Source organism: Georgfuchsia toluolica (assembly GCF_907163265.1).
In the GTDB taxonomy this organism is placed as follows: domain Bacteria; phylum Pseudomonadota; class Gammaproteobacteria; order Burkholderiales; family Rhodocyclaceae; genus Georgfuchsia; species Georgfuchsia toluolica.
This window is the reverse complement of record NZ_CAJQUM010000001.1, coordinates 1,880,474-1,904,639: the sequence shown is the minus strand read 5'-3', so window position 1 is coordinate 1,904,639 and position 24,166 is coordinate 1,880,474. Positions and strand designations below refer to the sequence as shown.

Annotated in this window: 21 protein-coding genes; 15 read left to right on the top strand and 6 right to left on the bottom strand. The window is 55.1% G+C overall.

The features are described 5' to 3' along the window. Window position 1: 1 nt before the first annotated feature. From K5E80_RS08935 to K5E80_RS08925, 3 genes are all read right to left on the bottom strand, one after another. Window positions 2-169 (bottom strand): rubredoxin, encoded by a 168-nt coding sequence (locus K5E80_RS08935; protein ID WP_220635820.1) that lies wholly within the window; start codon window positions 167-169, stop codon window positions 2-4. A gap of 207 nt (window positions 170-376) precedes the next feature. Then, window positions 377-844, bottom strand: a complete 468-nt coding sequence (locus tag K5E80_RS08930; RefSeq protein WP_220635819.1) for a 4-hydroxylaminobenzoate lyase — start codon at window positions 842-844, stop codon at window positions 377-379. A gap of 54 nt (window positions 845-898) precedes the next feature. Then, window positions 899-2,473 carry a 3,4-dehydroadipyl-CoA semialdehyde dehydrogenase gene (locus tag K5E80_RS08925; protein ID WP_220635818.1) on the bottom strand — a complete coding sequence of 525 codons (1,575 nt, stop codon included), beginning with the start codon at window positions 2,471-2,473 and terminating at the stop codon, window positions 899-901. Between the two features lie 281 nt (window positions 2,474-2,754). On the opposite strand from K5E80_RS08925, the gene K5E80_RS08920 reads away from it, so the two are divergent. The 5 genes from K5E80_RS08920 (at window position 2,755) to K5E80_RS08900 (ending at window position 8,780) form a co-directional block, all read left to right on the top strand. Then, window positions 2,755-3,687 (top strand): helix-turn-helix transcriptional regulator, encoded by a 933-nt coding sequence (locus tag K5E80_RS08920; RefSeq protein WP_220635817.1) that lies wholly within the window; start codon window positions 2,755-2,757, stop codon window positions 3,685-3,687. Next, window positions 3,684-5,363, top strand: coding sequence for a 2,3-epoxybenzoyl-CoA dihydrolase (gene boxC / locus K5E80_RS08915; protein ID WP_220635816.1), 1,680 nt, complete (start codon window positions 3,684-3,686; stop codon window positions 5,361-5,363). The genes K5E80_RS08920 and boxC overlap by 4 nt, the downstream gene beginning before the upstream one ends. 66 nt (window positions 5,364-5,429) lie before the next feature. Further along, window positions 5,430-6,854 carry a benzoyl-CoA 2,3-epoxidase subunit BoxB gene (boxB, locus tag K5E80_RS08910; RefSeq protein WP_220635815.1) on the top strand — a complete coding sequence of 475 codons (1,425 nt, stop codon included), beginning with the start codon at window positions 5,430-5,432 and terminating at the stop codon, window positions 6,852-6,854. Between the two features lie 39 nt (window positions 6,855-6,893). Then, complete coding sequence (gene boxA, locus K5E80_RS08905; RefSeq protein ID WP_220635814.1) at window positions 6,894-8,141, top strand: benzoyl-CoA 2,3-epoxidase subunit BoxA; 1,248 nt, start codon at window positions 6,894-6,896, stop codon at window positions 8,139-8,141. Window positions 8,142-8,201: 60 nt separating this feature from the next. Next, on the top strand, window positions 8,202-8,780 hold the full coding sequence (locus K5E80_RS08900) for a hemerythrin domain-containing protein (RefSeq protein WP_220635813.1): 579 nt from the start codon (window positions 8,202-8,204) through the stop codon (window positions 8,778-8,780). 89 nt (window positions 8,781-8,869) lie between these two features. Here the strand turns inward: K5E80_RS08900 and K5E80_RS08895 are convergent, their stop codons facing one another. Next, window positions 8,870-9,265 carry a RidA family protein gene (locus K5E80_RS08895; protein ID WP_220635812.1) on the bottom strand — a complete coding sequence of 132 codons (396 nt, stop codon included), beginning with the start codon at window positions 9,263-9,265 and terminating at the stop codon, window positions 8,870-8,872. A gap of 606 nt (window positions 9,266-9,871) precedes the next feature. Here K5E80_RS08895 and K5E80_RS08890 point away from each other — a divergent pair. The 3 genes from K5E80_RS08890 to K5E80_RS08880 all read left to right on the top strand — a co-directional run bounded on the left by K5E80_RS08890 (window position 9,872) and on the right by K5E80_RS08880 (window position 13,703). Beyond that, window positions 9,872-10,567 (top strand): CoA transferase subunit A, encoded by a 696-nt coding sequence (locus K5E80_RS08890; RefSeq protein WP_220635811.1) that lies wholly within the window; start codon window positions 9,872-9,874, stop codon window positions 10,565-10,567. Window positions 10,568-10,588: 21 nt separating this feature from the next. Then, window positions 10,589-11,269, top strand: a complete 681-nt coding sequence (locus K5E80_RS08885; RefSeq protein WP_246590929.1) for a CoA transferase subunit B — start codon at window positions 10,589-10,591, stop codon at window positions 11,267-11,269. A gap of 829 nt (window positions 11,270-12,098) precedes the next feature. Further along, complete coding sequence (locus K5E80_RS08880; protein WP_220635810.1) at window positions 12,099-13,703, top strand: benzoate-CoA ligase family protein; 1,605 nt, start codon at window positions 12,099-12,101, stop codon at window positions 13,701-13,703. A 178-nt stretch (window positions 13,704-13,881) separates the two neighbouring features. Here K5E80_RS08880 and K5E80_RS08875 read toward each other — a convergent pair whose 3' ends face one another. Together K5E80_RS08875 and K5E80_RS08870 are read right to left on the bottom strand one after the other, a co-directional pair. After that, a complete protein-coding gene (locus K5E80_RS08875; RefSeq protein ID WP_220635809.1) occupies window positions 13,882-14,118 on the bottom strand; it encodes an SDR family oxidoreductase in 237 nt (78 codons plus the stop codon). A 151-nt stretch (window positions 14,119-14,269) separates the two neighbouring features. Further along, window positions 14,270-15,487, bottom strand: coding sequence for an OmpP1/FadL family transporter (locus K5E80_RS08870; RefSeq protein WP_220635808.1), 1,218 nt, complete (start codon window positions 15,485-15,487; stop codon window positions 14,270-14,272). A 542-nt stretch (window positions 15,488-16,029) separates the two neighbouring features. On the opposite strand from K5E80_RS08870, the gene petA reads away from it, so the two are divergent. The 7 genes from petA to ebdA all read left to right on the top strand — a co-directional run bounded on the left by petA (window position 16,030) and on the right by ebdA (window position 24,148). Continuing rightward, window positions 16,030-16,644 (top strand): ubiquinol-cytochrome c reductase iron-sulfur subunit, encoded by a 615-nt coding sequence (gene petA / locus K5E80_RS08865; RefSeq protein ID WP_220635807.1) that lies wholly within the window; start codon window positions 16,030-16,032, stop codon window positions 16,642-16,644. A 5-nt stretch (window positions 16,645-16,649) separates the two neighbouring features. Next, entirely contained in the window at window positions 16,650-17,828 is a 1,179-nt protein-coding gene (locus K5E80_RS08860; protein WP_220635806.1) for a cytochrome b, read from the top strand. Then, entirely contained in the window at window positions 17,825-18,583 is a 759-nt protein-coding gene (locus K5E80_RS08855; protein WP_246590928.1) for a cytochrome c1, read from the top strand. The genes K5E80_RS08860 and K5E80_RS08855 overlap by 4 nt, the downstream gene beginning before the upstream one ends. A gap of 69 nt (window positions 18,584-18,652) precedes the next feature. After that, window positions 18,653-19,375, top strand: coding sequence for a DOMON domain-containing protein (locus tag K5E80_RS16750; protein ID WP_246590927.1), 723 nt, complete (start codon window positions 18,653-18,655; stop codon window positions 19,373-19,375). 10 nt (window positions 19,376-19,385) lie between these two features. Further along, window positions 19,386-20,123, top strand: coding sequence for a c-type cytochrome (locus K5E80_RS08850; RefSeq protein WP_246590926.1), 738 nt, complete (start codon window positions 19,386-19,388; stop codon window positions 20,121-20,123). Between the two features lie 7 nt (window positions 20,124-20,130). Then, window positions 20,131-21,096 (top strand): PDR/VanB family oxidoreductase, encoded by a 966-nt coding sequence (locus K5E80_RS08845; RefSeq protein WP_220635804.1) that lies wholly within the window; start codon window positions 20,131-20,133, stop codon window positions 21,094-21,096. A gap of 100 nt (window positions 21,097-21,196) precedes the next feature. Then, entirely contained in the window at window positions 21,197-24,148 is a 2,952-nt protein-coding gene (ebdA, locus tag K5E80_RS08840; RefSeq protein WP_220635803.1) for an ethylbenzene dehydrogenase subunit alpha, read from the top strand. Window positions 24,149-24,166 lie beyond the last annotated feature (18 nt).

Here is a 24,166-nt window from a genome sequence, read left to right as displayed (position 1 = left end):
ATCAGTCCTTGATCCAGTTGATGAAGCCGCTCTTGGGCGTACCGCACTCGGGGCAGATGAAGTTTTCCGGCACGTCCTTCCACCGGGTATTCGGAGCGATGCCTTCGTCCGGCAGTCCGAATTCTTCTTCGTAGGGGTAGTAGCAGGCTCCGCATTGATAAGCGCTCATTTCGTTATCTCTTTCGGTTGTGGGTAACGCGAACCCATTGCGCAAATCGGTATTTCATGATTAAAAAACGATGTCGGTGGCACAGTGAGGGAAACGGGTATTTGTTGTTTACTGGTAACCATGGTCAATCCAGGATGCGGACTTCATTGCGATAGCCAATAAAGGCATCCTACCCTGTGAAGGGTGTGAGAGCGGCTGGTACAGGATTTACTGGCGGGTAAATTCGATCGCTCCTTCCGGCAATAAATACAGGACGTAGGCACGGCCGCCGGACACGGTCGGCTTGTGCGCGCTGTCCGGACCATAGACCAACCAGCCAGCGCCGTGGCCGTCGAATCTGGCATTGCCTTCGAGCGGCATGATCATGTCGATTTCGCCCAATGGGTGACGGTGATGTGGGCCAATGACTTCGGCCATGTCAACGACATCGATGCTGAAGTCATGCAGTTCCGGGCAGGGTTTTACGACACGGCCGAACTTGATGCCGCCATATTCCTGCTGGCACATCCAGCCAGCTGCCACACCTTCGGCGCAGGCTGCCTGGATGGCCTTGAACAGCTGACCGTCGGTCGGGAATTCCCGGTTCAACAGATCGCCCAGCGCGGCATCGATCGGCAGGCCGGCAATTCTGCGGGTGACTTGGGCGATCATCTCGGTGACGTCCTGTTTTGTCATGTTCGTCTCTGTCGTTTGTGGGTGGGATGCGTTTGTTTTTTGTTTCGGATCGGATCAGGCGTTGAGCAGGACGGCATCGACACCATTGGCCTTGAAGGCATCGATGAGGGTTTTGGGCCCCTGTAGCACCATGCGGCGATGGTAGAAGGCCAGGCCACGCAAGCCACCCAGTTCCTCGCCGCCACCCGCGCGCCCGCCGCCGCCGTGCAGGCAAGTAGGCACCACGTTGCCGTGGCCGGTGTGACCGCTACCGACGGCGTTATCGACAACCAGTATGCGGCCATGCAAGTCGGCAATGCCGAGGGTGACGGTGCCAGTGAAGTCGATATCGTCCGAGAAGACTGAAGCTACAAGGGAGCCTTTGCCGCGGCGGATGATGGCGATGGCTTCAGCAGTATCGGTGTAAGGCACGATAGTGGCGACCGGGCCAAAAACTTCGATGTCATGAACATGTTCGGCAGCCAGACCGCGGTCGCAGTAGAGCAGGGTTGGCTGCAGGAAGGCGGTGGAACCTTCCGCGTCGACCGACATGAAATTGCTGTCGCCGCCGAAGAGTACCGTGCATTCGCTTTTCAACCTGGCCAAGCCCGCAAGGGCATCGTCGCGCTGGGTGGTGCTGACCAGGGGGCCGACGCGGACCGCCGGATTGCGCGGATTGCCCACTGTGTAGTCGGCCAGCCCGGCTGCTATGGCTTCACCCAGTCTGGTCGCAATGGCCTTGGGAACCATAATGCGTCGGATGGCAGTGCACTTCTGGCCAGTCTTGATGGTCATTTCGCGGACGACTTCCTTGACCAGCAAGTTGAAGACAGGTGTATCTTGGGTGCCATCAGGGCCGAGAATGGCGGAGTTTACGCTGTCGGCCTCGATATTGACCCGCACCGAATTGGCAATCACGACAGGATGTGCCCGCACGTGGGCGGCGACGCCGGCCGAACCGGTAAAGGAAACAACGTCGCATTCTTGTACGTGATCGAGAACGTCGCGCGCGGAGCCGCAGATAATGGAGAGTGCGCCGGGCGGCAGGATGCCGGCCTCAACGACGTCGGCAACCATGCGTTGGGCCAGCCAAGCGGTTGGCGTTGCCGGTTTGACGAATACAGGCATGCCGGCAAGCAGTGCCGGTGCGGCCTTTTCCCACAAACCCCAAGCTGGGAAGTTGAAGGCGTTGATGAAAATGGCGGCGCCGGAGAGCGGCACCATGTAATGCTGCCCCTGGAAAACGTCGGTCTTGGCCAAGGGGATAGTGGCACCGTCGATGAGGTAGCGGGCGTTGCCCAAGGTTTTGCCTGCGCGGGCGAAGGTCTTGATGGTGTATATCGCGCCGTCGACGTCAAAGGAGGCATCGCCTTCAGTAGCACCGGAATTTTTTTGCGAGATATCAAAGTACTCGCCGCGCTTGGTGGCAAACAATTCGGCGATCCTGCCAAGCAGTTCGGCGCGTTCAGCATAGCTTAACGTGCGTAGCGCGGTACCACCGACAGTACGGGCGTAGTTCAAGCCGCTGGCGATATCGATGCCATTCGAAGAGGCAGTTGCCAATATCTCGTTGGTAACGGGATCGGTCAACGCAATGTCGGGGGCGGAACCATTCTGCCAACGGCTACAAATGTAATTTGCAAGCTTCAAAGGGAACTCCTTGGTATTGAGAAGTGCTGCTCTCTTGTACATATTGCACGCGCGGATAAGTAATATATTACTAATGTAATTTACCATGTCAAGCACTATAATGCTTTTTTGCATAGCGAGCAAATAAATATTAATTTATATAACACATTGATAAATATTATTATATTAAATAATAAATGTATACTATTTTTGTATAACAAGAAATAAAGTGCTTGACACAAAAAATACTGCGGTACTATACTGCACACACTTATTGCGATTTATTTGGATTTGAGCCGATCATGACGCAGCAAGCGATAACTCAGGAAGTGAAGGAAAGCCAGCCAGGTCATAACGAATTGACCGACGATGCGGACTTTCTTTTGTCTATCGGGCGCCGAGTGCGAGAAATGCGCGGGCGCAACGGTATGACACGTAAGTTGGTGGCACGGGATGCGAAAGTCTCCGAGCGACACTTGGCGCATCTGGAAATGGGTGAGGGGAATGTTTCCATCGTGCTGCTGCGTCGCATAGCCAAGACACTCAACGTGTCCTTGGTCGAGTTGCTGTCTTCCGAATCAGAAGACAACATTGAACAGCGCCTCATCCGCCGTTTTCTGGAGCGTTTACCGCAGCATCGTCTGGAAGAAGTGGTCTTCCGTCTGATGCGCGAATTTGGTTATGAGGAGGCCAAGCGCCGCAACCGCATAGCGCTTATCGGTCTGCGCGGCGCCGGCAAGACCACCCTTGGCAGGCGTCTGGCCAAGGAAATGGGCGTGCCCTTTGTCGAATTGGCAGCGGAAGTTGAACGAGATACCGGCATGCCGGCGAGCGAACTTTTCTCCCTCTATGGCCAGTCGGGATATCGCCGCCTGGAAAAACGCACTTTTGAACGTGTCCTCAAACAATTCGAGCAGGCAGTGTTCGCCATAGGCGGTGGCATTGTTTCCCAGGCCGAGACGTACGACCAGTTGTTGTCAAACTGTTTCACCGTGTGGTTGAAGGCACGCCCCGAGGATCATATGGCTCGCGTCATTGCCCAAGGCGACCTGCGTCCGATGGCCGGCAACGAGGATGCCATGGAAGATTTGCACCACATTCTGGAGGCCCGAGAGGATCTCTACAGTAAAGCCGACACGTCGTTAGAGACCTCAGATGCGACAGAAGAGGAATCCTTTACCCGGCTCAGGCAGTTGCTGAGCGTTTGGCATAACCAAAGAGGAGTCAACAAATGAACGCTGCGATTCAAGCCGAGTTTCAGATATTGGAACGGATCGATTACCAGGTGGATCCGACCACCTACAAGCACTGGAAGGTGAGCTACAAAGGCCCTGTAGCCACGCTGACCCTTGACATAAACGAAGACGGCGGTATCCGTCCAGGCTACAAACTCAAGCTCAATTCCTATGACCTGGGGGTGGACATCGAATTACACGATGCTCTGCAACGCATTCGCTTCGAGCATCCTGAAATTCGCACAGTAGTGTTGACCAGTGGCAAGCCGAAGATTTTCTGCTCTGGTGCCAACATTTATATGCTGGGGGTCTCGTCTCATGCCTGGAAGGTGAATTTCTGCAAATTCACCAACGAAACCCGCAACGGCATCGAGGACTCCAGCAAGTATTCTGGCCTCAAATTCCTCGCGGCCTGCAATGGCGCAACTGCTGGCGGCGGCTATGAACTGGCCTTGGCCTGTGACGAGATTTTCCTCATCGATGACCGCAATTCTTCCGTCAGTTTGCCTGAAGTGCCGCTTCTGGGCGTTCTACCGGGTACCGGTGGCCTTACCCGCGTTACAGACAAGCGCAAGGTCCGCCGGGACCGCGCTGACATTTTCTGCACCATCCAGGAAGGCGTTCGTGGCCAGCGTGCCGTTGATTGGCGACTGGTGGACGAGGTCGTCAAGCAGCAGCAGTTCAGCGAGCGCATTGCCCAACGCGCACAGGAGTTGGCGGAACAGAGCGACCGGCCGACCGACAGCAAGGGAGTCACTCTGACCCCGCTCAAGCGCACTATCGATAGCGCCGGTTACCACTATGAATTCGTCGATGTAAGGATTGACCGCAATTCCCGAGTCGCTACCCTGACAGTCAGAGCGCCGAAGGCCGTTATCGCCAAAAATGAAACTGAAATCCTGGCGGCGGGTATCAATTGGTGGCCGCTGCAGATGACCCGTGAACTGGATGATGCAATCCTCAATCTGCGCACCAATGAACAGCAAATTGGCCTGTGGTTGTTGAAAACCGAGGGCGACGCACAGGTCGTACTTGACACCGACGCCACTATCGTTGCCCACCGGTCCAACTGGTTCGTCCGGGAAGTTATCGGCTTCATGCGCCGTACTCTCGCTCGCCTCGACGTGACCTCCCGCAGCTTGTACGCCGTCATTGATCCGGGTTCCTGCTTCGTCGGCTCTCTGCTTGAACTCGCTCTGGCTGCTGACCGCTCGTACATGCTCGACGCCACCGATGGCTCTGGCGTCAATACGCTCGCCGTGTCGGCCATGAACTTCGGCCCCTTGCCGATGGCAAACAGCCTGTCCCGCATCGATGCCCGCTTTTATCAGGAAGAGGCGCTGATCGAGGCGGTCAAGTCAAGCCTCGGCAAGGCCTTGAACCCGCGGGATGCCGTCGCCCTCGGCCTGATTACAGCTGCTCCGGACGAACTCGACTGGGCCGACGAGATCCGCATGGCCATCGAGGAGCGCGCCGCACTGTCACCGGACGCACTGACCGGACTGGAGGCCAACCTGCGCTTTGGCCCCGTCGAGACCATGAATACCCGCGTCTTCGGCCGTCTGTCGGCCTGGCAGAACTGGATTTTCATCCGCCCCAACGCCGTCGGCACCAACGGTGCGCTGAAGTTGTTCGGCAGCGGCAAGAAGCCCCAGTTCGACTGGCAGCGCGTGTAGACAACAGTTTCAAGGAGGCTTGACCGCTATGCACCTGGCACCGGCACCGATTTTGGAGGCAAGACAATGACAATCGATTACAACGAGCGGATTCCCAACAACGTGGAACTCTCCAGCAACAAGACTTTGCAGCGCGCCCTGGAGCACTGGCAGCCTTCCTATCTGAACTGGTGGAGCGAGATGGGACCGGACAACTCCACCAACTATGACGTTTACCTGCGCACCGCCGTCAGTGTGGAAGCCAACGGCTGGGCTAACTTCGACTATGTCAAGATGCCCGAGTACCGCTGGGGCATCTTCCTCACCCCAAGCGAGGAAAACAAGAAGATCACCTTCGGCGATCACAAGGGCGACGACGTGTGGCAGGAAGTGCCGGGCGAATACCGCTCCACCCTGCGCCGCATCATCGTCACCCAGGGCGACACCGAGCCGGCTTCGGTCGAGCAGCAGCGTCACCTCGGCCTGACTGCGCCTTCCCTCTACGACCTGCGCAATCTGTTCCAGGTGAATGTCGAAGAAGGCCGTCATCTGTGGGCCATGGTCTATCTGCTGCACGCCCACTTCGGCCGCGACGGCCGCGAGGAAGGCGAGGCGCTGCTCGAACGCCGTTCTGGCGACGCGGACAATCCACGCATCCTGACCGCTTTCAACGAGAAGACGCCGGACTGGCTCTCCTTTTTCATGTTCACCTTCGCCACCGACCGCGACGGCAAATTTCAACTTGCCTCTCTGGCCGAGTCCGCTTTCGATCCGCTGGCCCGCACCTGCAAATTCATGCTCACCGAAGAAGCGCATCATCTCTTCGTCGGTGAACAGGGCGTCAGCCGCATCATTCAGCGCACCTGTGAAGTAATGAACCAACTAAAGACCGATGATCCGACCAAGCTGCGCGCCGCCGGCGTCATAGATCTGCCGACCCTGCAGAAGTACCTGAACTTCCATTTCAGCGTCACTTCCGACCTCTATGGCGCCGAGATATCTTCCAACGCCGCCACCTATTACACCACAGGCCTCAAGGGCCGCTTCGAGGAAGCAAAAATCGCCGACGACCACAAGCTGGACCACAGCGAATACGAAGTCATGGATGTCGCCGGCAACAAGGTTCTCTCTCGCCACGTGCCCGCCCTCAGCGCCCTCAACGAGCGGCTGCGCGACGACTGGGTGACCGATATTCAAGCCGGAGTCAACCGCTGGAACCGCGTACCGGAGAAGCTTGGCATCGACTTCAGGTTCGTGCTGCCGCACAAGGGTTTTAACCGCAAGATCGGCATGTTCGCCGACGTGCATACTGCCCCGGATGGCCGTTTGCTTTACGAAGCCGAGTGGACCCACCAGCACAAAAACTGGTTGCCCACCGAGGAAGACCGCCTCTATGTACATTCCCTGATGGGCAGTTGTCTGGAAGCCGGTAAGTATGCTAACTGGATTTCACCCCCAGCGCGCGGCATCAACAACAAGCCGATAGACTTCGAGTACGTTCGCTTCAACTGATCAATACTATTGGCCGACAAGAGGCAAAACCGAGAAAAAATGAACGCACCGGCAGCCCAGAACGAACTGGCCCGACAGCACCTCATCGATCCGGAAATCTGCATCCGCTGCAACACCTGCGAGGAGATGTGCCCGGTTCATGCGATTACTCACGATTCGCGCAACTATGTAGTCAACTTCGACGTGTGCAAGGGATGTAACGCCTGCATGGGGCCGTGTCCGACCGGCGCCATCGAAAACTTTCGCAATGTTCCCAAGGCCAAGCCCTACACTCTGGAAGAGCAGTTGTCCTGGAGCGTCCTGCCCGACCAGGCTGACTGCGGCAACATGGAAGTCGACGGCGGGAAGGATGTCGCTGATGTGTCGACCGAAGTGCTACGTATTACCTCAGTTGCCACTGCCGGTCAGGGTGGCCCGGTCCTTGCCCCATGGTCGGCGGCGCATCCCTACGTCAATCTATACACCAATGCCAACCCGGTGATGGCAACGGTAGCCGGGAACTTGCGACTGACCGCCGGCGATGCCTCGTGCGACATTCGCCATATCGTGCTGAACTTCGGCACGACGCCGTTCCCGGTGCTGGAAGGCCAATCCATTGGCATTACCCCGCCGGGGCTGGACGCCAACGGCAAACCGCACTTGCTACGCATGTATTCGGTGGCCAGTCCGCGCGAAGGCGAGCGCCCCGGTTACAACAATCTGGCGCTGACCGTGAAGCGTGTTACCGAGGACCATGAAGGCAACCCAGTAACCGGGGTCTGCTCCAATTATGTCTGTGATCTCAAGAAGGGCGACCAGGTGCAGGTCACCGGTCCCTATGGCGCGAGCTACCTGATGCCCAACCACCCGGGCGCCTCGATCATGATGATCTGCACGGGTACCGGTTCCGCGCCGATGCGTGCCATGACCGAGCGGCGCCGTCGCCGGATCGACCAGAAGGAGGGAGGTGAACTGGTGCTATTCTTCGGCGCCCGGACGCCAGGCGAATTGCCTTATTTCGGTCCGTTGCAGGAGCTGCCGAAGGAATTCATCGACATCAACTTTGCTTTTTCGCGTCTACCTGATCAACCCAGGCAGTATGTGCAGGATTTGATCCGGGCCAGGGCCGACAAGGTGGCGGCGATGCTGGCCGACGACAACTGCTTTATATATATTTGTGGACTGAAAGGTATGGAAACCGGCGTGATCGAGGCTTTCACCGACATCTGTCGGGCAAGAGGTTTGGACTGGAATACAGTATGGCTGGCATTGCTGAACAAGGCTCGTTTCCACGTTGAGACCTATTGACCCCGGTGTTCTCTGCCAGAGTATTGCTTTGGCGATCGTGAGCGGTTTGCGGAGGCAAGTGTGGAACCTGTAGCTACCCAGATCATCAAGGACGAACATTCTGCGATTGCAGCCGTGCTCTACACATTGCGTTATCTGGTGAAGCAGATGCGAGAAGCCGGCAATACGCCAAACTTTCCCCTGCTACGGGCAATCCTGGATTACATCGTGTCCTACCCTGATCGCTGGCACCATCCCAAGGAGGATGACTTTCTCTTTGCTGCTGTTAAGAGACAGACGAAGGAAGCGGATGCGCTAATAGCTGATCTAGAGCATGAGCATAAACTCGGTTATTTGATGATCGAAAATCTTAAGCAACAGCTCCTCGCGTTTCAAAATAACATGCCAGAGTCTGGTGAAGCATTTTTCAAGCAGGCGGAGAGCTATGTCGAGTTTGAATGGGAACATATGCGCAAGGAGGAGGAGGAGCTTGTCCCGATTGCCAAACATACCCTGACCACCGCTGACTGGATAGAAATAAATTCAGCCTTCCGCGAGAATGACAACCCGCTGTTCGGCATCAAGCCCAGGGAAGAGGCAGAACGGCTGTACCAAAGAATATTAAGCCTGGCTCCGCCGCCCATTGGTTTTCACCTATAGCACCGCAGTTCCATGGTATCGGATTTCCAAGGATCACGTAGCCGGATGAAATGCGCCGGGGAATTCTTTATGCGCCGAAAGTATCTGCCTCATGCGTCCGGAATGACTGCGGTAGCTTCGATCTCCACCTTCGCCCCGTCCTCGACAAAACCGGCGACTTGTATTGCAGTCATTACCGGAAAGTGGCGCCCAATGACATCACGGTAGGCCTCGCCTATGCCTTTCTGATTCGTGTTGTACTCGTCCTTGTCAGCCAGATACCAAGTCATGCGTACGATGTGCTCAGGCCTGGCTCCGGCTTCAGCGAGAATAGTGACGATATTGGCCAGAGCCTGACGAGACTGGTCAACAAGATTGTCGGTTTTAAATTCCTCATTCACATCAAATCCGACTTGACCCGCAACGAACACCATCGTTCCTCGCGCGGCAATTCCATTCGAGTACCCCTTCGGCTGGCGCCAACCGGGTGGTCGCAGAACTTGCATTGTGATCTCCAATTCAAATTTTCAAGAGGGTTTCTCTATTGAACCCTAGATGCCTGTTATTTCCGATGATCTTTTGATTTGCTGCACATGTAACGAGTCGTTGTTTGATGTACATGACTAAATTGTTTCAGGAGAACTCTGCTTTTCTCCCAACTCGATTTTGAGCGGCAGGAATACTCGAGGTGGCGCATTGGCGCGGATGCGGATTCCGTTTCCTTCTTCATCTGCGCCATCCAGTCATCGTCTGCTCGCCTGCGTACGACAATAACATTTCCTCGCCCTTCGCCAGCTTGTTTCGACTCATCCATTGGGTGACAGCTCCCGCTTTTCGAAATTCGCAGCCTGCCTGATTCTAGTCCGCTTTTGCTGCCCCTGCTGGCTTGCCGACGGAACCTCATTTGTAATCAGGATTTGCATATCTGTTGCGGCCCAATACGGGAAAAGCTTTAGTCCCTACGTATTTGGTACCAATTTATTCCTTCGTCAATACTCCATAAAATAAATCAAAAAATTGCGTGACTGAGCCTCTTTCCAAAGTCAGAAATCAAAGAATCTTCTACTGAATGTTGACCGAAACACGCAGTGGAAATTTTTAGTGAGGACTACATGAACAAGTTTTATCCAAGCGCAGCCACTGCATTGGCCGGAATTGTGCGCGATCGCCAGACACTAGCCGTAGGCGGATTTGGCTTGTGCGGTATTCCAGAAGCCTTGATTGCGGCACTGCGCGACACCGGCGTCAAGGATCTCACGGTAATCAGCAATAACGCGGGTATCGACGATGTTGGACTTGGCCAACTACTGGCTACGCATCAAATTACAAAAATGGTTTCCTCCTATGTGGGAGAGAACAAGGAATTTGAGAGGCAATATCTCAGTGGCGAACTGGAAGTTGAATTTACGCCACAAGGCACTCTGGCTGAAAAGTTGCGCGCCGGGGGCGCAGGAATTCCCGCATTTTTTACCCAGACGGGTGTCGGAACCATCATTGCCGACGGCAAGGAAATCAGGGAATTCGATGGTGTCGCCTATGTGTTGGAACGATCGCTGGTGGCTGATGTGGCGTTGGTGAAGGCCTGGAAGGGGGATCCGCTGGGTAATCTGGTGTACCGCAAGACGGCACAGAATTTCAATCCCAACTGCGCAATGGCCGGGAAGATCACTGTTGCCGAGGTTGAAGTGATGGTCGGCGTCGGCGAGTTGGACCCCGACGAGATTCATACCCCAGGCATTTTCATTCATCGGATGGTGCATAACCCATCGGCTGAAAAACGCATCGAGAAGCGAACCACTCGGATCTGACAGGAAGGGAAGCTGTTTATCATGGCTTGGTCAAAAGACGAAATGGCGGCGCGCGCCGCCAAGGAACTCAGGGACGGGTACTACGTCAACCTTGGAATTGGACTGCCGACGCTGGTCGCCAACCACGTTCCCGAAGGCATCGAGGTTACCCTTCAATCCGAGAATGGTTTATTGGGGATAGGCCCATTTCCTTTGGAGGGGGAAGTCGACGCTGACCTGATCAATGCCGGGAAGCAGACGGTTACTTCCCTGCCTGGGTCGAGTTATTTTTCCAGTGCCGATTCATTCGCCATGATACGCGGCGGCAAGATCAATCTGGCCATTCTTGGTGCAATGCAGGTCAGCGAAAAAGGTGATCTGGCGAATTGGATGATCCCCGGGAAAATGATCAAAGGGATGGGCGGCGCCATGGACCTGGTAGCTGGCGTCCAACGCGTGGTTGTTCTCATGGAACATACCGCAAAGAACAAGGATGGAAGCGAAGATCTCAAGCTTCTCAAACAATGTACCTTGCCTCTGACGGGCATCGCTGTGGTTGATTTGATCATTACCGATCTTGGTGTCCTCGAAGTTACCCCTGCCGGACTCAAAGTACTGGAACTAGCCCCTGGCGTGACCGCGGAAACATTGCAGGAAAAAACTGGTTGTGCGCTAAAGTTTCCGCCCGAATTATGTAGGGGGAAGAAGCAAGAATTGATTTGATTGCTGCAAATGCCTGCTGTCGTAGCCGGCGGAGATAGGCAAAAGGGTTTCCGACTTTGCTTACTAAGGCAGGGCTTGCCGTCACCCCGGTAGCAATGACCAGCATGAATAGCCTGACGCATTGATGATGGTCGGCCTGTTTTTGGCAGATCAATTCAAGTAATAACTGCATGGAATTGATATCTCAACCCCAAAGTGAAGAAGGTTGCCTGATCGACCGAATCAACTGACTCTTCCTCCTCCAGTCCGTAACGGACTGGTTTCAAGCCCCAGCCGTATGGCCGGGGCTTTTTTTATACGCTGGTGGCACAGGCGATGGATCGTCAGATGGGTGGAGAGTCAGCGTCGTCCAGTACCGCCTGTTCGCAAATTCTGCTTTTATCGTCCGTAATACTTGCCGCACACCACACAATTCAGAAAATACACAGACCTTCAATGTACTCAATCACAACGCAAAATAACAGAATGCGTTCGAACTTCTACCCCAGATCAAAGCGTAGTCAGAAACCAGGCAAGCCAGATGTTGCAGTGCAATACGGATATGGCTTTAGCCGTTAGGGGTTCAATGCCAATTTATGAACTCCTTGGCAAGTTACTATTGATCACAAACAAGTTGGATACGGAGCCAAAATAGAAACATGCGTAACCGACCGGCGGCAAGTCCCACCCCAGCAACTTTACCTCGACTCTTGCCACTCCATGGTTTCGTGCATTCCACTTGCTGAGACAAAAGTGGATTATTGTTGCTGTACCGAGTCCGATTTGTCCCTTTGTCAGAATTCAAACGTCGGATCGAGGCTAGGCAGTCTATATCTTGATGGAGAAAAGCATGGTCATGTTAAGCCAAGTCAATCGCGATAGCAGTCCCCCGGATATCATGATTCCCCGCGACTACAACGCCGCGCATGACCTCATCGAACGTAACTTGGTCGCTGGGCGTGGCGGCAAGATCGCGTACATTGATGATCGCGGTAGTTACACGTTTGACGAGCTATCAAAGCGCATCAACCGCTTTGCCAATGTCCTGAAGGGGCTACAGGTTCGGCAGGAGGAACGGATACTCCTCTGCTTGCTTGATACGATAGATTTTCCAACCGCATTCCTCGGTGCCATCAAGGCGGGTGTAATCCCGGTGCCCACCAACACCCTGCTGACGGCAGAGGACTACCGGCATATGCTGCGCGATAGCCGGGCCACAACGCTGGTTGTATCGCACCTGTTGTGGCCACACTTCCAGGAAATCGTCGACGACATTCCCACGCTTCGCCATGTCATCCTTTCTGACGAGAAGGTGCCGGGCAGGCTGGAGTTGTCATCATTGTTGTCGCAGGCCAGTGATGTCTTTAGGGCTGCAGAAACAACCAGCGACGATCCGTGCTTCTGGCTCTATTCGTCGGGTTCCACAGGCAACCCCAAGGGCACGGTGCACATTCACTCGAGCCTGGTCAACACCGCCGAACTCTACGCCATCCCGACGCTGGCCATCAGGGAGAGCGACGTTGTCTTTTCGGCAGCCAAGCTTTTCTTTGCTTATGGCCTGGGTAACGCACTGACCTTCCCGCTCGCGGTCGGGGCGACGACGATCCTGATGAACGAGCGCCCCACCCCGGAAGCCGTATTCAAGCGGCTGCGCCAGCATCAGCCCTCGGTATTCTGCGGCGTGCCGACGCTATATGCATCTATGCTAGCCCATCCTGATTGTCCCGGAGCTGAGGAACTGAACCTGCGCTGTTGTCCTTCAGCCGGTGAGGCGCTGCCTCAAGAGATCAGCCGGCAATGGTCGGCCCGCTTCGGGGTAGACATCCTCGATGGCATTGGCTCCACCGAAATGCTGCACATTTTTTTATCCAATCGCGTGGGCGATGTACGCTACGGGACAACCGGCAAGCCCGTGCCAGGCTACAAGGTGCGGCTGGTAGACGAAGACGGTCAGCCAGTGGCCGTCGGAGAGATCGGTGCGTTGGAAGTCAGCGGGCCATCATCAGCCATCCAGTACTGGAACAATGTTGCCAAGAGCCGTAGTACTTTTATCGGCGACTGGATCCACAGCGGCGACAAGTATTCGGTAACTGCAGACGGCTACTACGTGTATGCCGGACGCAGTGACGACATGCTGAAAGTGGGCGGGATTTATGTCTCCCCCACAGAAGTGGAATCAGTATTAATGGGCCACGAGGCGATACTGGAAGTCGCCGTCGTCGGACGCCATGACGACGAAAAACTCATCAAGCCGGCGGCCTACGTAGTTCTGAAGCCTGGTTGGTCGGCCTCGCAAAAGCTGGCTGGGGAACTAAAGCAGTTCGTAAAGGCGCACTTGGCACCATATAAATATCCTCGTTGGTTTGAATTCCTCGATGAATTGCCGAAGACAGCCACAGGCAAAATCCAGCGTTTCAAATTGCGTTCTGGCAATCAAAATCCGTCAATTAAATGACATTCAACCAACCAGAATGCCTTTGCTTTTCATTCCCAGCAGCGCCGTTAAGAACTAGAAGGAGGCAATGAATCAATTCACCATCCTCAATGCAGGGCAAAGCCGGGGGCTTATCTCACTGGTTTGTCATCTTGCAGCAAGACGATTCGCATTCACAAACTCCCGGAGCACTTGGCCATTACTTTGCCATGCGGCCTCCGTCCGTAACCAAAAGCAACCGCGTGGTGTAACTGGACGCAGCGGAGGCCAGGTAGAGTACCGTGCCCTTAATCTCTCTCGCATCCGCTACTCGGCTCATCGGCGTAAATGCGGTGATTGCCTTCACAAATTCCGGGTCGCCATACGCATCGCACGGCGATGGCTTGTCGACCCAGGCTTCGCACTCGAGATGCCGTTGCCTCGTTTCCCTTGTCATCGATGTCGCCACAAACAACATGCGGCTCGGCTTCAGACTTGGCCTCCGCAAATTCATGGCCGAGCCCATTAGCGGCGAGGCGGCGATACTTGCAGCTTTGCGTTAGTGAATCGCCCCCGCCCCAATCGACATTGCGGAACTATAACCTTGGCTACCGGACTTTCCAGGTAACTCTTGCTCCAACGGATATGGGAGAACTTGTTCCATAGGCTTGGATAGATGAGCTTTTATAAGTACCTGGGAAATTCGGGTTATCCGCTACGCTGATTTGCCTGCTTTTAATCCACATGTAACCTGCCGAAAAACCAAGCCTCCAAGTATCAAAATCCCTTTCGTAACCAGCCATGAGCATATCGTCGTCATGGTCGAACATCATGGGGCTTACCGCACTGTCCGCGATCATGGGCTTTTCGCTGGTAAAGCCCGCTCGTAATGTATGCCGGGGAATAAATTCATATTCCATAGCAACGCCCCACCGCACACGGTTGGTTGTGCTACTCAGTAGCGGACCATTGAGGGCGGCGGTTTTATGAAATTCTACTCGAGCTCGCTCAAAGTCTGTATAGCGCGTCCAGACAAGCTGGCTCAAGAGCCTCAGCTTCTCTGAAGATTGGTAGGCCAGCCCGGCGGTAATACTTTGTGGTGATACAAAAGTGATGGAATCACGCTGTCCAATATTGCCTACATGAGCGTCACCACGGAATTTTGCCACTCCTGGTGTACGGTAAGCCAAACCAAGAGACACCTTGTCGGTTAGGGCATATATCAGCCCTGTAGAAGCACTGATGCCAAACCCTTTTGCCTTGAGATGGACGTCGCCCAAAGGGGTAGGCATGCGCATTTTCAGCATTCCAAACTGTGGTGCCAGCTGGATACCAAAGCGCAAGTCTGGAGTCAATTGCCTTCCCGCATTGAAGCCAAAATTCATGATTCCCACTTCGCCAAGGTAAGGGGAGGACTGCCCGATTTCAGGTGCGAAAGGCAAATTAAAAGCAGCGCCCAGGTTCCCATAAACACCGAAACCAAGCGACCAGTCGCGAATCTCCCCCAGCCCATACCACAATCCCATCGCAGCGAAATCCTTTCTTCCTCTACCGTCATAACCCGTTGCCGGATTTTTATAGCTCATTTCGAAAACACCGGGGTAAATGGCGATCAATGCCTCGTTCTTCGCTTTGCTTACAACGCCAGCCGGATTGGTCATCAAAGCACTCTCGCCATCATCAGGTGCGGCAACCGTTATGCCCGCAAGATCAGCATTACGCCCCGCGCCATGGGGTGAAATCATCATAGAGGATTCAGCAACGGTTGATAATGTCAAAAGAATAATGGCGCCTAACAGACGCCAATGTTTAATGCTGGTACTCATATCGCATCTCCCTTGTTGTTTATATATATGCGAGAACAGTATAAGCATAAATTGCCGGCTCTTTTGTTGTCGTGAATAATTTTTGCACATTCAGGATAGTGCCGCACTCACGGGATAACGTAGCTACGTCAACTTGGATAGAGTACGTGCCAAGGAAGTTGATCTCTATTAAATCGATTGGCGCAATTTAGGAAGCCAATGCGTCGCTCGCAGGTTCGGATTGCCTTGAGCAATATTGTTCGAATGAGGAAGGAGACTAAAGCATGCAGGAACGTGGTTTTGCCCAATAGAACCGAATATGGAGGAGTGTTATCGGTGCTGCAGTGCAGTACGGATATAGCTTTAGTTTCTAGGTGTTCAATACCAATTTAATCATTCTTTGATACTCCCTAGAATCTAACCAAAATCACTAACCAAAATCGATAAAAAAGATAGAAGGCACTTGCCTGCGATCAGTTGCAAGAACAGTCCCCCTCTAAAGCGAAGAGGGGACTACACAACAACGACGGTTAAGCAATTTAATTGTTGATGAGGGTTAACGTATGACTAACAAAGAAACAATAGACGACAGTCGGCGCAGCCTGATGAAGGTGGTGGCGACTGCAGGAGGAGTGGCGGGGATAGGCGCCTTGGCTGTCTCGGTGACACCCTTCATAGAAAGCATGCAGCCGTCGGAGCGGGCCAAAGCAGCCGGCGCGCCGGTGGAAGTGGATATCAGCCGCTTGAAGCCCGGACAGATAGTGACCGTGGAATGGCGCGGCAGGCCGGTGTGGATACTGCATCGCACACCGGAGATGCTGGAATCGCTGAAGGCAACGGCGGCACGGGTCGTGGATCCGATGTCGGAGAACTCGGTACAGCCCAAGTACTGCCAGAACGAGACGCGTTCGATCAAGCCGTCGATCATGGTGGCGCTGAATGTGTGCACGCATTTGGGCTGTTCGCCGACGCCGAAATTCGTCAAAGGGATCGAATCCGGCATCGACGCGGACTGGGAAGGCGGCTTCTACTGTCCCTGTCACAGTTCCACCTATGACCTGGCTGGACGGGTGTTCAAGGACAAACTGGCGCCGGCCAACCTGGAAGTTCCTCCCTACCGATTCGTTGGTGATGGCAAGCTCATCATCGGCGAAGAGAACAACACCAAGAAAGCCTAACCGCTATGACTACGCTCACAGTCAAGCTACGCAATCTCGTCGCCTGGATCGACGAACGCACGCCGATGACGGCTACCTGGAAAGCCAACACCCGGCTGGCCACCTACTATGCGCCGAAGAACGTCAATTTATGGTCCTTCATGGGGACTCTGGCGATTCTCGTCCTGATCAACCAACTGATCACCGGCATCTTTCTTACCATGCACTACAAGCCGGATGCCTCGCTCAACGAAGCGGGCATCCCCGTGGCCTTCGCCAGCGTTGAATACATCATGCGCGACGTTCCCTGGGGCTGGCTGATTCGCTACCTGCACTCGACCGGCGCCTCGGCGCTCCTGGTTCTGGTTTATCTGCATATGTACCGCAGCGTCCTCTACAGCTCCTTTCTCAAACCGCGCGAGTTGACCTGGTTGTTCGGCATGCTGATCTTCCTGGCGCTGGTGGCGCAGACCTTCGTCGGCTATCTGATGCCATGGGGACAACTGTCTTTCTGGGCGGCGCAAGTCATCATCAACGCCTTCTCGCAGATACCTTTCCTCGGTCCGAAGTTCACCATCTGGCTGCGCGGCGACTACGTCGTCAGCGATGCCACGCTGAACCGCTTCTTCTCTTTCCATGTGATTGCCTTCCCGGCGCTCGTGTGTTGGATGCTGCTCAAGCACGTGCCCTACACGATGAAGGATCTGCGCTACTTCCTTGGCTTCTTCCTGATCTGCGCGGCGCTCGTCTTTCTGGCGCCTGAGGCGGGCGGCTATTTCATCGAGTACAACAACTTTACCCAGGCCAATTCGCTAGTGACGCCGAAGCATATCGCGCCGCTGTGGTATTTCACTCCCTATTATTCCATCCTGCGCGCCATTACTTATCCGCTGTTCGGCATTAGCGCCAAGTTCTGGGGCGTGATCGGCATGCTGCTGGCGATGGTGATCTTTGCGGCCTTGCCCTGGCTGGACAAAAGTCGGGGTCAGATGATTCGGAAGAAAGGTCCCATCTTCAAAATTGCTCTCGCCCTTTTTGTTATCGCCTTCGTCGCCCTGAGCTATCTGGGAACTGTGCCGACTACCCCGCAGCGTTTGATGCTGGCGCAGATATGCACGGCCATCTACTTTGGCTTCTTCCTGTTAATGCCCATCTACAGTCGCCTGGACAAGTCCAAGAACGATGCCAATGGGAGTATGCAATGAACCTGAAACAAATGAACCTGAAGCGCCTCCTGCTGGCGCTGCTTCTGGCGCCGTTTTTGTCCATTGCCGCACCGGTGAAACCGGCCCCGGAAATTCACCTCGACCATGCGCCGGACCGCAGCCAGGATCAAAAAGCGCTGCAAAACGGTGCTCGGATTTTTACCAAGTACTGCCTGACCTGCCATTCGGCTTCTTTAATGCGCTTTAACCGGCTGGAGGAAATCGGCTTTACCGAGCAGCAGATCAAGGAAGAACTGATGTTCGACAAAGGCAAGATCGGCGAGCCGATGAATGTGGCGCTGTGGCATGCCGATGCCAAACGCTGGTTTGGTGTGGTGCCGCCGGATCACAGCTTGACGGTACGGGCGCGGCACTCGGATCTGGGTCCCGGAGAAGACTGGATCTACACCTATCTGCGCAGCTTCTACCGCGATCCGATGCGCCCCAGTAGCTGGAACAACGTCGTTTTCCCGAATGTGGCGATGCATCACGTGCTGTGGAAAGAGCAAGGCGAGCAGGTGCTGGGCCAGGACGGCAAGCTGCAGTTACTGAAGCCCGGCAAGCTGACGCCGGATCAATATGACATCATGGTGGCCGACCTGGTCGCTTTTCTCAAGTACATGAGCGAGCCCTCGGCGAAACAACGGCGGCCTCTGAGCATCTACGTGTTGATTGGTATGGGCGTACTGCTGGGCTTCGCCATCGTCCTCAAGCCGGCGGGGAAGAAACTGCGCGCACCGCGGCGAGTTGCATGAGCCATGGATGAGTTTACGTGAGCTTGCATAAGCTCGTGCGCTGGTTAAAAAACGACAGGAGACAAGATAATGGAAACGCAACGCGTGGAAAGCATCGAGGACTATTTGTCCCCCGCCTCGGCACATTGGGCGCGGGTTCGGACGACACAAGTCGATATGATCCCGACCCCGCTGCAGATGCAGCCGACAGACTATATCCGCAATTCGTGGGAAAAAAGGCCTTATGGGCAGACGCAGAAAATTATCGTTGCGAGCGTGCATGACGGGAAGAAGTGGGCGTTGCGCGCGAGTTGGACAGACAGCAGCAAGCCGGCCCCATTCAAGACTCCAGGCGACATGAATGCGCTGGAAGCTGCCGCCTGGGAAACGCATCAAGCACTAGGCAAGCAGACTCCAGTCGAAATAGATCCTCTGGCAGTATTCCCCAATGCCTTTGCAATTGCCTTGCCGGTGAGGAATCGCCCTGTGCTGGCGTTGATGGGTGACAAGGATGCGCCGATTCATTACCTCCGCTGGAGCGCTGACAAGAAGGAGGCTGTCTCGATGATCGCAACCGGAATCGGTTCGTCACGTCCGGGGCCCGAGCTGAAAAGTTCCGTGCGGGTGGCAGCGGATGGACCGACATGGCATCTCGTCATTGCGCGCCCCCTGGATGGCGGCAAGGATGCCGCCCCGCTTGTGGCCGGCAAAACGACCGGTGTGGGTTTTGCGCTATGGCGTGGCGAAAACCAGGAACGCGCTGGCATCAAAGCATTTTCGATCGACTGGACCGAACTGGAACTGGAATCCTAGGAGCATATCGATGAAGCAAACGCTATTTCTGGCGGTTTTTGCCAGCGTACTCGTGACTGCTAGTCCTGCCTGGAGCGCCGACGAAGCCAAAACCGATGCCAATGCCGACACTAAAGTCAAACAATTGGTGAAGAAGCAATGCGGGGGCTGCCACGGCGATGACGGCAACAGCGTGAAGCCGACGGTGCCGAAGCTGGCGGGACAACACGCCGACTATCTGTACAAACAGTTGCGCAACTTCAAGGCGACCGACGGCAAACCAGCAGGGCCATCCAACCCGATGTATCCGACCCCCTCCGATCTGGTTTATATCGCTTCACCGGAGGGCAAGTTGCCGGAGCGGACCAATCCGCTCTATTTTGTGGTGATGAACGGCATGGTGAAGGACTTGACCGATGCCGACATGAAGGCCGTGGCTGTGTATTTCAGCGAGCAGACGCGCAAGTCGGCGGATTCCGTGACCAAGAGCGGCGAAGGGTTTGAGGCGGCGCAACGCTTATATCGGGTGGGAGATGCGGTGCGACATGTGCCGTCTTGTGCCGGTTGCCACGGCCCGACGGGCGACGGCCTGCCGGCACAGTTTCCGCGGCTCTCCGGACAATTAGCCAATTACACGCTGAAACAGCTGAAAAACTTCCGTGCCGGCTACCGGACCAACGACCCGAACAGAATGATGCGCGATATTACCTACAGGCTGACTGAGGAAGAAATCGAGGCCCTGTCAGACTACATTGCCGGCCTGCGCTGAGTCGACCATGGGACAGATGACAACACTTAGCGTCAAGGTGCTGCGCAAGCGGCGGGAAGCCACTGACATCGTCAGCCTGGAACTGGGCCGCGCCGATAGCGGAATGCTACCAGCATTTTCCGCCGGCTCGCACATCGACGTGCATATCGGACCGGATCTGATTCGCCAATACTCCTTGTGCAACCACCCGGAGGAACGTCATCGCTATCTGATCGGCGTGCTGCGCGATCCGGCCTCGCGCGGCGGTTCGGTGGCGATCCACGACACTATTCAGGAAGGCGACCTGATCGAGATCAGCACGCCAAAGAATCACTTTCCGCTGGTACGCGCAAGACGCAGCCTGCTGTTCGCCGGCGGCATCGGCATCACGCCAATGCTCTGCATGGCCGAGCGGCTGGCGCACACCGGCGCCGATTTCGAGATGCACTACTGCGCCAGGAGCGAGGATCGCATCGCCTTTCGCGACCGAATTGCCGCCTCGGACTTCGCCCGCCAGACGCACTATCATTTTGATGACGGCGACGAGGAGCAGAAACTCGACCTGGCGTATCTCCTCGACGTGCCAGACCACAGCACGCATCTCTATGTCTGCGGTCCGACCGGCTTCATCGACCATGTCTGCAAGATGGCCAAAGACTGCGGCTGGCGGTCGGAGAACGTGCATTACGAATATTTCGGCGCTCCGGCACTGGATACTTCGGGCGATACTGCCTTCGATGTCGAGATCGCCAGTACCGGCGAGATCATTACCATTCCTCCGGGTCAGGCCGTGACCAATATCCTGAAGAAGCGCGGCATCGATATCGATGTCGCCTGCCAGCGCGGCGTCTGCGGCACGTGCGTGACGCGCGTGCTCGATGGCACACCCGAGCACCGCGACCATTATCTGACTGCCGAAGAGAAATTGCAGAACGACCAGTTCACGCCCTGCTGTTCGCGAGCCAGGGGCAAGATGCTCATACTCGACTTATAACGAAACATAGATAACAGAAACAGGTGCCTTAAAGTTTCTCGTAAATTTGATCCGGCTGAAGCATCTGCTCGGACGGTGTAAGGAACAGGAGGATGCATATATGAGTACGACGAAAACGGATTTGGCAGAAGCAGGAGTGCCGGTAGTGGTCGACCAGAGCCGGCGCGATTTCATGAAACGCAGTGGGGCGGGTGTGCTTTCGCTGTCATTGGTTTCGCTCACGACAGGACTGACGCCTGGTTTTGTTAAAGAGGCGCTGGCCGGAATCAATACACCGCAATACCAGAAGTGGGAAGATGTTTACCGGAATGTGTGGAAATGGGACAAAGTGACTTGGGGCTCGCATCTGAACATCTGTTGGCCCCAGGGCTCATGCAAGTTTTATATCTACGTCAGAAATGGCATCGTCTGGCGGGAAGAGCAGGCGGCGCACAATAACGCCTGTAGCGCGGATCACGTGGATTTCAAGCCATTGGGATGCCAAAAAGGGGCTTCATTCAACAACAATCTCTATGGCGATGAGCGGGTCAAGTATCCGCTCAAACGCGTAGGCAGGCGCGGCGAAGGCAAGTGGAAGCGCGTATCGTGGGATGAAGCCGCGACGGACGTTGCCGATTCGATCATTGACAGCTTCGAGAGCCAGGGAACAACGGATGGATTCGTCCTGGACGCGCCACACGTACATGCCGGTTCCATTGCCTGGGGAGCTGGTTTCCGGATGACCTATATGATGGACGGCGTATCTCCCGACATCAATATAGATATCGGCGATACCTACATGGGGACGTATCTTACCTTCGGCAAGATGCATATGGGTTACTCTGCCGATAACCTCCTGGATTCAGAACTCATTTTCATGGTCTGCAGCAACTGGTCGTACACTTATCCGTCCAGTTATCACTTCATGACCGAGGCTCGCTACAAGGGAGCGGAGGTCGTGGTCGTGGCGCCCGATTTGAATCCCACCACGCCCGGCGCCGATATTCACGTTCCCGTCAAGGTTGGCCGCGACGCCGCCTTCTGGCTTGGCCTCTGCAAAGTCATGATCGATGAAAAGCTGATCAATCGCCAATTTGCCAGCGAACAAACCGATCTACCTTTCCTTGTCCGCACGGACACGGGGAAGTTCCTCAGTGCCGCTGAGGTCGAAGGCGGGTTCGAAAAGCAGTTCTATTTCATGGACGAGAAGGATGGCGTGTTGCGCCAGGCGCTGCGGGGCACCCTGAAGCTGGAGCATACGCCGGCCCTGGAAGGAACGTTTAACGTCAAGCTGCAAAATGGTTCGACAGTGCAGGTGCAGACGGTGTTCGAGCGGCTCAAGGAACATTTGAAAGACTACACGCCGGAAAAGGCCAGCGCCAAGAGCGGCGTACCGCCATCCCTGATCCGGGAATTGGGGCGCAAGCTTTCCAAGAAGCGTGCCTCGTGTTACATCGGATTTACCTCCGCCAAGAGTTACCACGGCGACCTGTTTGAGCGCAGTCTGCACCTGGCGATGGCGCTGAGCGGCAATTGGGGCAAGCCAGGGACCGGGTCCTTCGCCTGGGCCTATTCCGATGACAATATGGTCTTCCTCGGCGTCATGGATAAACCCGTGGCGCAGGGAGGCATGGCTGCACTCCACCAGATGGCCGAGGATTTTCATAAGCGCACGATGGCTACGGATCCTACGGCCACCGACGAGATGGGCAACATCGAATTCTATAAAGCCGTGACTTCTGCCGTGGGTCTGGTACCGCCGGCGTTTTGGCTTTACTACCACGTGGGCTACAACCAACTGTGGGACAACAAGGCTTGGCAGGATCCGGCTCTCAAGAATACCTTCGGTGGATATTTGCAAGAGGCGATAGACAAGGGCTGGTGGACCAAGGATCACCTTCGTCCGGCGAAGGACAATCCGCCTCAAGTCTATATGATTCTGTCGCAGAATCCGATGCGAAGGAAACGCAGCGGCGCCAAGATGTTTCCGGAGGTGCTATTCCCCAAACTGAAGATGATTTTCGCCCTTGAGGTCAGGATGTCATCTTCGGCCATGTATGCGGATATCGTCATGCCCTGCGCGTGGTACTACGAGAAACACGAAATGACTACGCCCTGTAGTGGCAACCCGTTTTTCACCTTTGTGGATCGGTCGGTGCCGCCTCCCGGCGAGTGCAAGGAAGAGTGGGATGCCATAGCGCTTATTTTCAAGAAGATAGAAGAACGTGCCAAGGCCAGGGGGCTTACGGAATTCACCGATCACAACGGGAAGAAGCGCCGCTACGACGAACTGCATAGCAAATTCACCATGAACGGGCAGCTTCTGACCAATGAGGACTGTCTGAAGGAAATGGTGGATATCAACAAGGCTGTGGGCGTTTTCGCTGCCGACTATAGCTATGAAAAGTTCAAGAAGGAAGGCTCGACCAGGTTCCTGAGCATGGGGGCGGGTGTTTCAAAATACGCCCACGCCAATGAAGTCGAGCCAAACAAGCCCATCTACCCCATGCGCTGGCATGTCGAAGAAAAGAAGGTATTCCCGACCCACACGCGGCGAGCGCAATTCTACTTTGACCACAATTGGTATATGGAAGCCGGCGAGGCGCTGCCGGTCCACAAGGACCCCCCGATGTTAGGCGGCGACCACCCTTTCCAGGTCACGGGAGGACACCCCAGGGTGAGTATTCATTCCATGCACCTTTCCAATACTTTTTTGTCGAGGCTGCACCGTGGTCAGCCGGTGGTGCACATCAACGACAAGGATGCGGCGGCACTCGGCATCAAGGATGGTGAAATGGTGAAGATGTTCAACGATTTCGCCGACTGTCAGATCATGGCTCGAGTTGCGCCGAACGTTCAGCCGAAGCAATGCATAGTGTATTTCTGGGAGGCTTATCAGTACAAAGACTGGAAGCCCTATGACATTATGCTTATTGGATTGCCCAAGGCCCTTCATCTGGCGGGCGGGTATGAACAGTTCCGCTATTACTTCATGAACGGTAGTCCGGCTCCGGCCACCGACCGGGGAGTGCGCGTGAGCATTCAGAAGTTGGAAAGTCATAAAAATGCTTAGCGGTTTTCAGATAAGTTA

Bases quoted from the DNA above. Each gene is read 5' to 3' on its own strand.
- K5E80_RS08935 (WP_220635820.1), bottom strand. From the start codon at position 169: ATGAGCGCTTATCAATGCGGAGCCTGCTACTACCCCTACGAAGAAGAA.
- K5E80_RS08930 (WP_220635819.1), bottom strand. From the start codon at position 844: ATGACAAAACAGGACGTCACCGAGATGATCGCCCAAGTCACCCGCAGA.
- K5E80_RS08920 (WP_220635817.1), top strand. From the start codon at position 2,755: ATGACGCAGCAAGCGATAACTCAGGAAGTGAAGGAAAGCCAGCCAGGT.
- boxC (WP_220635816.1), top strand. From the start codon at position 3,684: ATGAACGCTGCGATTCAAGCCGAGTTTCAGATATTGGAACGGATCGAT.
- boxB (WP_220635815.1), top strand. From the start codon at position 5,430: ATGACAATCGATTACAACGAGCGGATTCCCAACAACGTGGAACTCTCC.
- boxA (WP_220635814.1), top strand. From the start codon at position 6,894: ATGAACGCACCGGCAGCCCAGAACGAACTGGCCCGACAGCACCTCATC.
- K5E80_RS08895 (WP_220635812.1), bottom strand. From the start codon at position 9,265: ATGCAAGTTCTGCGACCACCCGGTTGGCGCCAGCCGAAGGGGTACTCG.
- K5E80_RS08890 (WP_220635811.1), top strand. From the start codon at position 9,872: ATGAACAAGTTTTATCCAAGCGCAGCCACTGCATTGGCCGGAATTGTG.
- K5E80_RS08885 (WP_246590929.1), top strand. From the start codon at position 10,589: ATGGCTTGGTCAAAAGACGAAATGGCGGCGCGCGCCGCCAAGGAACTC.
- K5E80_RS08880 (WP_220635810.1), top strand. From the start codon at position 12,099: ATGGTCATGTTAAGCCAAGTCAATCGCGATAGCAGTCCCCCGGATATC.
- K5E80_RS08875 (WP_220635809.1), bottom strand. From the start codon at position 14,118: ATGACAAGGGAAACGAGGCAACGGCATCTCGAGTGCGAAGCCTGGGTC.
- K5E80_RS08870 (WP_220635808.1), bottom strand. From the start codon at position 15,487: ATGAGTACCAGCATTAAACATTGGCGTCTGTTAGGCGCCATTATTCTT.
- petA (WP_220635807.1), top strand. From the start codon at position 16,030: ATGACTAACAAAGAAACAATAGACGACAGTCGGCGCAGCCTGATGAAG.
- K5E80_RS08860 (WP_220635806.1), top strand. From the start codon at position 16,650: ATGACTACGCTCACAGTCAAGCTACGCAATCTCGTCGCCTGGATCGAC.
- K5E80_RS08855 (WP_246590928.1), top strand. From the start codon at position 17,825: ATGAACCTGAAACAAATGAACCTGAAGCGCCTCCTGCTGGCGCTGCTT.
- K5E80_RS16750 (WP_246590927.1), top strand. From the start codon at position 18,653: ATGGAAACGCAACGCGTGGAAAGCATCGAGGACTATTTGTCCCCCGCC.
- K5E80_RS08850 (WP_246590926.1), top strand. From the start codon at position 19,386: ATGAAGCAAACGCTATTTCTGGCGGTTTTTGCCAGCGTACTCGTGACT.
- K5E80_RS08845 (WP_220635804.1), top strand. From the start codon at position 20,131: ATGGGACAGATGACAACACTTAGCGTCAAGGTGCTGCGCAAGCGGCGG.
- ebdA (WP_220635803.1), top strand. From the start codon at position 21,197: ATGAGTACGACGAAAACGGATTTGGCAGAAGCAGGAGTGCCGGTAGTG.